This is a genomic window from Thiohalophilus sp. (genome assembly GCF_034521165.1).
GTDB lineage: Bacteria > Pseudomonadota > Gammaproteobacteria > UBA6429 > Thiohalophilaceae > Thiohalophilus.
In genome coordinates, this window is record NZ_JAXHMV010000016.1 from 198,702 (window position 1) to 210,625 (window position 11,924).

The window sequence follows — 11,924 nt, forward strand, 5'->3', positions numbered from 1 at the left end:
ACATCCATCATGCCCGATAGCGTCACCCCGTTCCCCGTTCGCGATTACCTGCATCCCAAGTACTGGCCGACCTGGCTGGGACTGGGCTTCATGTGGCTGGTGGCGCAACTCCCCTATCCGGCCATCAACACGCTGGGCAAAGGGGTCGGACTGCTCAGTTATGCGCTGATGCCGGCCCGCCGGCGCATCGTGCGCACCAATCTGCGCCTGGCGTTTCCCGAATACGACAAACACACCCTGCGCCGGCTGGTGCGCGAAAACTTTCACTCCACCGCCATGGCGATCTTTGAATCGGGCCTGGCCTGGTGGGGGTCCGAACAACGCCTGCAAAGCATGTATCGCATCGAAGGGCTGGAAAACCTGAAAGCCGCCCGGGCACAAGGCAAGGGCGTGTTATTACTGGGCGGGCATTACACCACGCTGGAGATCAGCGGCAAGTTTCTCGCCAATCACGTCGATAACCTGCGGCCCACCTACAAGCGGGCGCATAACCCGCTGTTTGAAGCGATCATGGTACACAGCCGCAACCGAATGCTCGATGGGCTGATTCGCAGTCGCGATATGCGCGACATCCTGCGGAATCTGAAAAACGGCAAAGTGGTCTGGTATGCGCCGGACCAGGACTTTGGCGAACGCGCGTCGGTCTTTGCGCCGTTCATGGGCATTCAGACCGCGACCCTGACACTGACCGCGCGTATTGCCAAATCCTCCGGCGCGCCGCTGGTACCGTTTTATTCGGAACGGCTGCCCGGCAATCAGGGCTACCGGATCCGGATCGGCCCGGCCATCGACGAGTTCCCCACCGGCGATGATGTGCGCGACGCCACGCTGGTCAACCAGGCCATCGAGGAACAGGTGCGTCGCACCCCGGCCCAGTATCTGTGGGCACACCGGCGCTTTCGCACCCGTCCCGACTGGGAGCCCCAGTTATACCGGGTCAAACGTCGCAAGGCCATGAAACAGTACACCCGCCTGTTGTTCGTGTTGAGCCCGGTGATTGTCCTCTACACCCTGTGGACCGCGTTTCGCAACCGCGACCAACGCTATCTACGGGAACGTTTTGCTTTTGGCAGCGGGGATGTGCGTGCCGACATCCATCTGCATGCCGCGTCGATCGGCGAACTCAACGCCGCGCTGCCGCTGATCCGGTTGCTGCAGGACAACTATCCGCAGCAAAAAATCCTGCTGACCACCAACACTCCGAGCAGCCGCCGCATTGCCGAAAAACAACTCGGCGACAGTGTCAAACATCACTATCTGCCGATCGACTTTCAGTGGACAACAAACCGGTTCATGCCAAAGGTCAGCCCGCAATGCCAGTTAATCATGGAGACCGAGCTTTGGCCCAACCTGTATGAATACTGCTTCCAGCACGGCATCCGCAACATCATCGTTAACGGGCGCCTGTCAAAACGGACCACTGAAGCGCCGCGCTTCGTCCGCAACGTGCTGATCCATGTGCTGCAGTATACCTACGCGATTCTGGCCCGAACCGAAGCGGATAAACAGCGCTTCGAGGCGATCTGGAACCTGGCCCGGACCCGGCTGGTGGGGAATATCAAGTATGCTCAAGTCGGCAAACGTCAGGTATCGCCCATCGACCTGGAACGGCCCTATGTCCTGGCCGCCTCGACACGCAATGACGAAGAAAAATTCATTGTCGAAAACTGGCTGAAACTGGACTCACCACGCCCACTTCTGGTGATTGCCCCTCGCCATATACAGCGGCTTAACCATATTCTGGACGATCTCAAATCGTTCGCACTGAATATTGCCGTGCGCAGTCGCCATGACCCGGTCAGCGCCGACACGGATGTTTATATCGCCGATACCTTTGGCGAGCTGGACGGCTTTATTGCCGGCGCGGAATTTGTACTGATGGGCGGCGGCTTCAAACCCCATGGCGGCCAGAACATTCTGGAAGTGGCCCGCGCCGGCAAGGCCGTGATTTTCGGCCAGCACATGGATAACTTCCAGGCCGAAGCCCGGGACCTGGTTGCCGCCGGCGGTGGCATTCAGATAGACACCGACGCCGGCCTGGTGCAAGCCATCGGAACCCTGCTGGAAGATCGCGAACAAAGAGCGCGCATCGGCGCAAACGCCCGGGCGTTGATCGAAGCCAATCAGGATATGGCCGAGCGCTATCTGGATGAATTGCGGGAATTGTGTCCGAAACTGAGTGCTTAGTACTTAGTACTTAGTACTTAGTACTTAGTACTTAGTACTTAGAACTTAGAACTCAGAACTCAGAACTCAGAACTCAGAACTCAGAACTCGGTTACAACTGGTTGTATCCCGCCAGCAAATCCTGCCAGTTTTGCTCGCTGAAGTGGAATGTTTCCTGCGCGCCCTGGAGTTTGGTGAGGGAACGATGCAGGCGCTGCAGGTTGCGCTGCTGCCAGCTGCGGCGTGGTCGGCGAATACAACCGCGATCGAAATCGATTAAATAGAATCGACCGCCGGCATCGAGCAGGATGTTATTGGCGTTCAGATCGGCGTGATAGACACCCTGACTGTGGAAGCGCCGGATCACGCCCCCCATGGCGGCCCAGTGACCGGTATCCAGACTCTCGTTGGCCAGCAACTGACCAACCGCTTTGGCCCCGGGAATACGCCGGGTCATGATGTCCGCCGTGTAGAGCATGCCGTGACGAATCACCTGTGCCGCGATCGGCCTTGGGACCGGCAGATTGCGTTCGCGCAGGGTCTGTAACAAATGCAGCTCGCGCCAGGCACGGCTGGACTCAAGGCCGGTCCACAGATAACGGTCGGCAGACCAGCGCGCGATCAGGCCGCCGCGATGGTAATGGCGCAGGGCCAGCTCCAGCTCGTAATAATTGACAAAAAAGGTGGTGCCCCGCCCCTCGGCAAAACCGGTAATGGCATCCTGTTGCGCCCACTGTTCCGAGGTAAAACCGATGAGATCCGGATCGGCAAACACCGCCTTGTCATACAGGACAAAACGATTTTCGTATTGTTTGGTTAAAAACGGCATTTTCAGGCCAACTTACCCTGATACTCTGTCAAGCGACTGGTGGACAGCTTAACCTTTTGCAACTTCAGACTCCAGCTCCTGGATGATCTCGTCCAGCCGGGCATAATGCGCCGCATTGGAAAACATGTCCCTGGCATAGCTCTGGCCGGCCCGGGCCATGGCGTCACGCTGCCGGGGATTGTCCACCATCTGACGGATACAGTTGGCCAGCTCGACCTCGTTACCGGACTCGAACATTAACCCGGTTTTATTGTGCTCGATAATCTCCGGTACACCGCCGGCGCGCGTCCCGATAACGGGAACCCCCGACAGCATCGCTTCGACCAGCACCAGTCCGAAGGTTTCAATGTAGGTCGTCAGCGCAACCACATCAAAGCACTTGTAATACATTCTCGAGTTATCGACAAAACCGATAAACTTTACCTGCTCAAAGACGCCTTTTTCCCTGGCCTGCTTTTTGAGTTTTTCAAGATAGGAGTCGAACATGACATGCCCCATGATGCAGGCCTGTACATCAACGCCCTCTTCTTTCAAACGGGCTACCGCATCAATCAGGGTATGCTGGGCCTTGTACCATTCGACCCGGCCGGGCAACAGGACCCGGAACTGGTCTTCCCGGATGCCGTGTTGCGCGAGAAAATCATGGCAGTCCACATCGGCGTGCAAATCGGGCGTATCCTCGACGCCATGATAGAGCAGCTCGATTTGCGAGGGCGCCATGGGCAGGTACCTGAGCGCTTCTTCGTACATGACTTTGGTGATGACAATATATTTGTCGATGCTGTTGTAGATAAAGCGATGATAGGCATCTTTTTTCTGGCGGGTCAGCCGGATATGCCGCATAAACATCAGCTTGCAGTGGCGCTTTGACAGCCGTTTGGCCAGGGCGGCCAGCATCACGTCCTTTTGCCAGTGCGCATGGATCAGGTCGATCTCGTTTTCATCGATATACCGGGCCAGCTTGCGGGCGCTGATATACGGCAGCACGGTGGAACGGGGATCGACCCGGATAGCCGGAATCCCTTCTTTTTCCACCGCTTCGTCGAGGAAGGTTCCCTCGCGTACCGCGGCATGCACGCTATGCTGCGGCCCTTTCAGGTGTTGTATGTTTTTAAGCGCGTAAAGCTCCAGCCCGCCTCGACCGCGTGAAGTACATAATTCAAGAATGCGCATATCCAGACCTGGTTTCAATTTTGATTAACATATCAATCTACTATCAAAGAGAAGAATTCATCATATGCCTGTACGTTTGTCGTGCAAGACCCTGTACAGCGCGTAGGGCTCATCCCATCTTACTAAACAACTGTTTTAAATTTATGCCCACTTTATACTCTGGCTAATCCTGCAGGTCACGCTGGTATTAGCCTGCGTGATACCCTGCCGATACAAAGAATGTCAGGTAGCGCTGCGCGCAACCTGACCTACGCCTCTGCGTCCCTTTCAGGGACAGTTATTTAGTGACAAAACGCCATCAGACTATTTTCATGACAGCGACGATCTTCATATTGATCGCTTATCGAGCATAATCCTGTACAGTTTACATACCCGGTAAGATGGGATAAATTGGCTCGAACTGGCGCAATACGTAACCCATGCAAAACTCTTTACCCCGTAAAATTCTTGTCGTTCGCAATGACAAACTGGGCGATTTCATGCTCAGCCTGCCGGTATTCTGGCTGCTCAAACAAAACCTGCCCGATTGTGAACTGCACGCCCTGGTGCCCGGTTATACCCATGATATTGGCGCTGCCTGCGATGCCATCGACAAACTGATCGTCGACCCTGGCAAAGGCGCTGGCGTGCGACAACAATCACATCTGCTGCGCGCTATTCGGGCGGAACACTACGACACCGTCATCACGCTGTTCTCGACCTCGCGGATTGGTCTGTTGCTCTGGCTGGCCGGCATACGCTACCGGCTCGCACCGGCCACCAAGCTCGCCCAGATTTTTTACAACCACCGTCTGGTTCAGCGCCGTTCCCGGTCCGAAAAACCCGAGTATCAGTACAACCTGGATCTGGCCGACTATTATCTCGATGCGCATCGCATCCCGATCGCACATCGGCCGCAAGCGCCTTACCTTGACTTTGAGCCGGAACAGGTTGCCAAACTCAAGCAAGCCTTTCTTGCCGGGGAAGGTATCGCCGGCGACCCCGAACTGATCATTGTGCATCCCGGCAGTGGCGGTTCCGCGAACAATCTCTCTGTCGAACAGTATGCCCGGTTGCTGCGCCGGCTTCCCCTGACACCGAACCGGCATATTGTCATTACCGCCGGGCCCGGCGAGGAATCGATGGCCGAATCGCTTGCCTCACAGCTTGGCGAACTGCCGCACTCGATCTATTACTCCCGCCAGGGCCTGGTCAACTTTGCCCGATTTTTGCAAAACGCGGCATTGTTTATCAGCGGCTCGACCGGCCCGTTGCATATCGCCGGCGCGCTGGACAGACCCACCGCCGCCTTCTATCCGCGCAAGCGTTCTTCCACCGCCCTGCGCTGGCAAACGCTGAGCAGCGAGAACCGTCGCCTGGGCTTCATGCCACCGGAACAGGCGGAAACCGAAGACATGCAACGCATCGATATCGAGGCGGCTGCGAAACAGATCAGCGACAAGCTCCTTTAGCCGGCTTCGGAATCCTCATCGATTTTTCATCGCGGCGCAGCCGCTCTGCCTGGCATCCGGGGTTACCATCGACCTGCTATCGCGGCGTAGCCGCTCCTACCCGGTATCTGTAAATTACCATCGATCTTCTATCGCGGCGTAGCCGCTCCTACCTGGTATCCGGGGTTACCATCGACCTGCTATCGCGGCGTAGCCGCTCCTACCCGGTATCTGTAAATTACCATCGACCTGCTATCGCGGCGTAGCCGCTCCTACCCGGTATCTGTAGATTACCATCGATCTTATCGCGGCGTAGCCGCTCCTACCCGGTATCTGTAAATTACCATCGATCTGCTATCGCGGCGTAGCCGCTCCTACCCGGTATCTGTGGATTACCATCGATCTTCTATCGCGGCGTAGCCGCTCCTACCTGGTATCTGTGGATTACCATCGATCTTCGTCGCGGCACAGCCGCTCCTACCCGGTATCTGTGGATTACCATCGATCTGCTATCGCGGCGCAGCCGCTCCTACCGGGTATCTGTAGGAGCGCCTCCGGCGCGATGCGGCTGCTGGCGAATCCACAGATCGGCGTACTTGGCAAACGTCGAATGGGCCGACAGCACGGCCAGTAAAAAGCCCTGCTTGCCATCGAGAAACCCGGCGCGCACGAGATACATTTTGATAAAGCAGCCGATGCCATGCAGGATGCCCTGTGACAGGCTGCTGCGCTTGCCCCGTTCCTGGCGCTGTTGCGCCCAGGCCGCCGCGTAATGAGCGGACTTGACCAGGTAATGTTCCAGATCCCGGTAGGTATAGTGCAACAGATCCCCGCTGAGTTTTTTCTCCGTCATGTTATCGGGACAGACCAGCTTTTCATGCACCCGGTTGGCATTGTAGCCGGCCTTGTCGCGCGGATAGAGTCGCGCCACATAGTCGGGATACCAGCCCGAATGACGAATAAAACGCCCGAACACCCACGACAGTCGCGGTAAGAAATAAACCGCTTGCCGATCATCCTGCTCGAGCGCCTGGCGGATCTGTTGCGCCAGCGCTTCGGTCACGCGTTCATCGGCATCCAGCATCAGGATCCAGTCGCCACCGGCATACTGCTGCGCGCGCTGGCGCTGCACGCCGAAGCCCTGCCAGTCATCCTCGACATACACCTTGTCGGTATACTCCGCGGCGATCTCGCGTGTGCTGTCGTTGCTGCCCGAATCCACCACCACGATCTCGTCGGCCCAGGCGACAGTCTCCAGACACTCGCGCAAGTTACCTGCCTCGTTCATAACGATCAGCACAACGGATAATGTGGGCTTGTTATTCATATAATTTATTCTATCCGCGCGAGAATGGAGTCGGGTTTGATATCGTTCAGACAGTTGGTATGTCCCAGCGGACACTCCCGTTCAAAGCAGGGACTGCAGTCCAGGTTCTGATAGATAATCTGCGCCCTGTCCGTCAACGGCGGCGTGTAGTTCGGATCGGAGGAGCCGTAAATGGCGATGACGCTGGAACCGCTGGCCGCGGCGACATGCATCAATCCCGAGTCATTGGTCACCGCCTGTTCGCACAGTGACAGCAAGTCCACCACATCCACCAGTTCGGTCTTGCCGCACAGATTAACAATATTGTCTGACACCGCGATCGCGTCACCCAGTGGCGCTTCCTTGTGGGAGCCGAGCACCCAGACCTGTTTACCCCGATCAACCAGCTGACGCGCCAGTTCGGCAAAATAGTCGGTCGGCCAGCGTTTGGCCGGACCGTATTCGGCGCCCGGCATCATGGCGATGATCGGTTTGTCCGTGGTCAGGCCCAGTTTCTCCAGGCATCGCTGGCGGTTGTGCGAATCGACCGCCAGGTGGGGTTGCGGTATCGCTGGCGCCGCATCCACATCGCCCGGCTGTCCCAGCGCGACGAAACGTTGCACGGTCCGGTACAGCACGCGTTTATCCAGGCGACGGATATCGTTGATCATGCCGTAACGCATCTCGCCCCGGTAGCCGGTGCGCCGGGGAATCCGGGCAAACCAGGGTACCAGCGCCGCCTTGTAGGAACGCGGTAGAATGATGGCCTGATCATATTTGTGCGCGCGCAGGGCGCGGCCGAGTGCCCGACGCTTGCCCAGCCCCAGTTCCTTGTGTTGCACCGGCAGGGGGATCCCCTCGTGGACTTCGGGCATGCGCGCCAGTAACGGCAGCGACCATTTTGGCGCGACGACATCGATGAGGGGATCGTCACGCTGTTGTTTCAGGCTCATGAACAGGCTCTGGGCCATGACCATATCGCCGACCCAGGCCGGGCCGATCACCAGGATACGCTCGGAAGACGTGCCGCTCACCGCTCGCCGTAATTACTGGCTGTCGCGGTGCAGCCACCGCATATAGTCGGTGACACCCTGCTCGACCGTTTTAAAAGGCGCTTCGTAACCAGCCTGACGCAGGGCGTTGATATCCGCCTCGGTAAAACTCTGGTAACGGCCCTTGAGATGTTCGGGGAAAGGAATATATTCGATTTCGCCCTTGCCGTGATAGGCGATCACCGCCTCGGCGACGTCTTTGAAGGTCTGGCTGCACCCGGTGCCCAGGTTGAAAATGCCGGACCTATCCGGGTTATCCATGAACCACAGATTCACATCCACCGCATCGCCGACATAGACGAAGTCACGGCGCTGCTCGCCGTTGCCGTAACCGTCGCAGCCTTCGAACAGTTTCGCCTTGCCGTTTTCCGTGATCTGGTTGTTTACATGAAAAGCCACGCTGGACATGCTGCCCTTGTGTTGCTCGCGCGGGCCATAGACGTTGAAGTAGCGGAACCCGACCACCTGGCTTTTGGCATCCGGCAGATGACGGCGCACATACTGATCGAACTGGAACTTGGAATAGGCGTACATGTTGATCGGCTGCTCGTACTCGCGGCTCTCTTTGAACACGCTGCCGGAACCGTAGACCGAAGCAGACGAGGCGTATAAATAAGGAATCTGGCGATCCAGGCAGTAATGCAGCAACGCCCTGGAATAATCGTAATTGTTTTCCATCATGAACTTGCCGTCCCACTCGGTGGTGCTGGAACAGGCGCCTTCATGGAAAATGGCTTTGACCTTTTTGGCGAAGCTGTCGCCGGCCTTGATACGTTCGATGAAGTCCTGCTTGTCGAGATAGTCGGCGATCTCGCAGTCGGCAATGTTCTTGAACTTGACGCCGTTGGTCAGGTTGTCGACCACAATGATATCCGTCTCGCCGCGCTCGTTGAGTGCCTTGACGATATTGCTGCCGATAAAACCGGCGCCGCCGGTCACGATAATCATGATTCCGCCTTCTGTTTGCCTGTGATGTTTTTAATGATGTCGGTAGTGGAATGGCCTTCGATAAAGTCCAGGACTTCCACCTTGCCGCCGTTATCCAGCACGCACTGGCCGCCGGCGACCTCTTCGGGTTGGTAATCGCCGCCTTTGACCAGCAAGTCCGGCAGGACCTGGCAGATCAGCCGTTCGGGAGTGTCTTCGCTAAAGGGCACGACCCAGTCGACACACTCCAGCGCGGATAACACCGCCATGCGCCGTTCGACCGTATTGATCGGCCGGGACTCGCCCTTGAGCCGCTTGACCGAGGCGTCGTCGTTGACCGCGATCACCAGCCGGTCGCCCAGCTTGCGCGCCTGTTGCAAATAGAGCACGTGGCCCGGATGCAGGATATCGAAACAGCCGTTGGTCATCACCACCGTCTCGCCGTGATCGCGGGCATCTTTCACCAGCCGCACCAGCAGATCCTCGTCGACCACGCCGGTTTCGATCTCATGCTGGGCGCGCGCGGCGCGGCGCAGTTCGTCGATATTCACCGTGGCGGTACCGAGCTTGCCGACCACCACGCCGGCGCCCAGGTTCGACCAGGCGGTGGCATTGGCCAGATCCTCGCCGGCGGCAATCGCCGCGCCCAGCACCGAGATGACCGTATCCCCGGCGCCGGTGACATCGAACACCTCGCGCGCGTGCGTCGGCATGTGCAACGCTTCCTGACCCCGGCGCAACAGCGTCATGCCCCGTTCGCTGCGGGTGACCAGCAGGGCATCCAGCTCGAACTGTTCGATCAACGCCATGCCCCGGGTAACGACCTCTTCATCGTTCCGGCAGTGGCCGACCACCGCTTCAAATTCACTCAGGTTGGGCGTGATCAAGGTGGCGCCGCGATAGCGCTCGAAATCATTGCCCTTGGGATCGACCAGCACCGGGATCTGTTTGTTGCGCGCCGCCTGGATGAAGGCGCGCGCCTCGCGCAGGGTGCCCTTGCCATAGTCCGAGAGAATCACCGCGCCCATGCCGTCGAGCTGTTGTTCGAACTGGCGCAGCAAATCCTCGGATTGATAGCTTTCGAAACCGTCCTCGAAGTCGAGCCGGATCAACTGCTGGTGACGGCTCAGTACCCGCAGCTTGGTGACCGTGGCACAGCCGGTCAGTTTACTGAAGCGGCATTCCACGCCGGCGGCGGTGAGAATATCGTCCAGCGCATTGCAGGCCTCATCGTCACCGGTCAGCCCCATGACCCGGGCGCCGGCGCCCAGCGCGGCAATGTTCAGCGCCACGTTCCCGGCACCGCCGGCCCGCTCCTCGGCCTCGCCGACCCGTACCACCGGCACCGGGGCCTCGGGCGAGATGCGCGAGGTGTCGCCGTGCCAGTAGCGATCCAGCATCAGATCGCCGATCACCAGCACCCGGGCCTGTTCAAACTGGGGAAGTTGCAGTTTCATCAGCGACTCGCCGTGGCAGCGGCGTTTACAGATCCTTGAGAATGTAGACGGCGCCGCAATAGGGGCACTTGGCTTCGCCACCCTGCTCCTCGATGGGCAGATAAACCCGGGGATGGGAATTCCACAGCGTCATGTCATCCATCGGGCAGTGCAGCGGCAGTTCCGCGCGGGTCACTTCGTAGCGACTGGCCGCGTTGGCCTGCACCGGCTTGCGCGCTGCCGGGGAGTTTGAATTTGATTTCTGGGTCACTGCCCTCGCCTCCTGTTGCCTGCTGTTCGGGTTGTTATTTTATTTTACGTAGGCCAGCCAGTCCGTGTACTTGTCGACACGGCCGTGGACCAGATCAAAATAGTGAGTCTGCAACTGCTCGGTCACCGGCCCGCGTACGCCCGAGCCGATGGCCCGGCCGTCCAGTTCGCGGATCGGCGTGACCTCGGCGGCACTGCCGGTAAAGAAGGCTTCGTCGGCCACGTAGACCTCGTCGCGGGTAATGCGCTTCTCGCGCACTTCGTAGCCCAGATCCCGCGCCAGGTGTAACAGGGTATCGCGGGTGATCCCCTCCAGGGCCGAGGTCAGTTCGGGGGTATAGATCACGCCGTTACGCACCAGAAAGAAGTTCTCGCCACTGCCTTCGGCCACGAAGCCATCCACGTCCAGCAGCAGTGCTTCGTCATAGCCGTCGCGCACCGCTTCCTGCAGAGCCATCATCGAGTTCATGTAGTTGCCGTTGGCCTTGGCCCGGCACATGGTGACGTTGACATGATGGCGGGTAAACGAGGAGGTGCGGATGCGAATGCCCTTCTCCATCCCCTCGGCGCCCAGGTAGGAGCCCCATTCCCAGGCGGCCACGATGGTGTGGACCTGCAGGTTGTCAGCGCGCAGCCCCATGCCCTCGGCCCCGTAGAAACACATCGGGCGGATATAGGCCGATTCCAGACCGTTCTCGCGCACCACCGCCAGCTGGGCATCGTTCAGGGTGTCCTTGTCGAAGCGGATCTTCATGTTGAGGATGTGCGCGGAGCGAAACAGCCGATCGGTATGCTCCTGCAGGCGGAAAATGGCCGTGCCCTGCTCCGCCTTGTAGGCGCGCAGCCCCTCGAACACGCCCATGCCGTAATGCAGCGTATGGGTCAGCACATGCACCTGGGCCTCGCGCCAGGGCACCATTTCACCATCGAACCAGATGACACCGTCACGCTCGGCCATCGACATACCACGCCACTCCTTCAAAACCTGAATCAGATATAAATGGGTATAAAGAGGGCTATTCTATGCGAAATCGGCGGCGTTGTCGTTCCTGATCAAGGGGGTGTAGGAGCGGCTGTGCCGCGACAAGCCTGCCCGTTGCCATAGACACTATCGCGCCAAAGGCGCTCCTACACTCCAGACCACACCACGGGGGTTTCCTCGTCACTCGGCCCTCGTCCCTCGGACCTGTTCACCCGGTAGGCCCGATAGAGCGCAGCGGTATCGGGCATCCCCGATGCGCTCTGTCCGGCCTACTTACTGCTCGAAGGGAGTGTAGGAGCGGCTGCGCCGCGACAAACCTGTCCGTTGCCATAGACACTATCGCGCCGAAGGCG

10 protein-coding genes are annotated in these 11,924 nt (G+C 58.6%); 2 read left to right on the forward strand and 8 right to left on the reverse strand.

Going from position 1 to position 11,924, the window contains the following annotated elements; all coding sequences use genetic code 11:
* The first annotated feature begins 9 nt into the window (after positions 1 to 9).
* Positions 10 to 2,187: an LpxL/LpxP family Kdo(2)-lipid IV(A) lauroyl/palmitoleoyl acyltransferase gene (lpxL, locus tag U5K34_RS15485; RefSeq protein WP_322569306.1), complete on the forward strand. Its 2,178-nt coding sequence runs from the start codon at positions 10 to 12 to the stop codon at positions 2,185 to 2,187.
* Positions 2,188 to 2,278: 91 nt separating this feature from the next.
* Here lpxL and U5K34_RS15490 read toward each other — a convergent pair whose 3' ends face one another.
* Together U5K34_RS15490 and U5K34_RS15495 are read right to left on the reverse strand one after the other, a co-directional pair.
* Positions 2,279 to 2,995: a 3-deoxy-D-manno-octulosonic acid kinase gene (locus U5K34_RS15490; protein ID WP_322569307.1), complete on the reverse strand. Its 717-nt coding sequence runs from the start codon at positions 2,993 to 2,995 to the stop codon at positions 2,279 to 2,281.
* 48 nt (positions 2,996 to 3,043) lie between these two features.
* The gene (locus tag U5K34_RS15495; protein WP_322569308.1) at positions 3,044 to 4,168 is read right to left on the reverse strand and encodes a glycosyltransferase family 4 protein; all 1,125 of its coding nucleotides are present in this window, start codon (positions 4,166 to 4,168) and stop codon (positions 3,044 to 3,046) included.
* Between the two features lie 419 nt (positions 4,169 to 4,587).
* Here U5K34_RS15495 and U5K34_RS15500 point away from each other — a divergent pair, with 419 nt between their 5' ends.
* Positions 4,588 to 5,619: a glycosyltransferase family 9 protein gene (locus tag U5K34_RS15500; RefSeq protein WP_322569309.1), complete on the forward strand. Its 1,032-nt coding sequence runs from the start codon at positions 4,588 to 4,590 to the stop codon at positions 5,617 to 5,619.
* Positions 5,620 to 6,127: 508 nt separating this feature from the next.
* Here U5K34_RS15500 and U5K34_RS15505 read toward each other — a convergent pair.
* The 6 genes from U5K34_RS15505 to U5K34_RS15530 form a co-directional block, all read right to left on the reverse strand.
* Entirely contained in the window at positions 6,128 to 6,925 is a 798-nt protein-coding gene (locus U5K34_RS15505; RefSeq protein ID WP_322569310.1) for a glycosyltransferase family 2 protein, read from the reverse strand.
* Between the two features lie 5 nt (positions 6,926 to 6,930).
* Entirely contained in the window at positions 6,931 to 7,881 is a 951-nt protein-coding gene (gene waaF, locus U5K34_RS15510) for a lipopolysaccharide heptosyltransferase II (protein WP_416224124.1), read from the reverse strand.
* 69 nt (positions 7,882 to 7,950) lie between these two features.
* Positions 7,951 to 8,904, reverse strand: a complete 954-nt coding sequence (rfaD, locus tag U5K34_RS15515; protein WP_322569312.1) for an ADP-glyceromanno-heptose 6-epimerase — start codon at positions 8,902 to 8,904, stop codon at positions 7,951 to 7,953.
* A complete protein-coding gene (hldE, locus tag U5K34_RS15520; RefSeq protein WP_322569313.1) occupies positions 8,901 to 10,340 on the reverse strand; it encodes a bifunctional D-glycero-beta-D-manno-heptose-7-phosphate kinase/D-glycero-beta-D-manno-heptose 1-phosphate adenylyltransferase HldE in 1,440 nt (479 codons plus the stop codon). The genes rfaD and hldE overlap by 4 nt, the downstream gene beginning before the upstream one ends.
* 25 nt (positions 10,341 to 10,365) lie before the next feature.
* The gene (locus tag U5K34_RS15525; RefSeq protein WP_322569314.1) at positions 10,366 to 10,590 is read right to left on the reverse strand and encodes a zinc-finger domain-containing protein; all 225 of its coding nucleotides are present in this window, start codon (positions 10,588 to 10,590) and stop codon (positions 10,366 to 10,368) included.
* A gap of 39 nt (positions 10,591 to 10,629) precedes the next feature.
* Entirely contained in the window at positions 10,630 to 11,553 is a 924-nt protein-coding gene (locus U5K34_RS15530; RefSeq protein WP_322569315.1) for a branched-chain amino acid transaminase, read from the reverse strand.
* Positions 11,554 to 11,924: the final 371 nt, after the last annotated feature.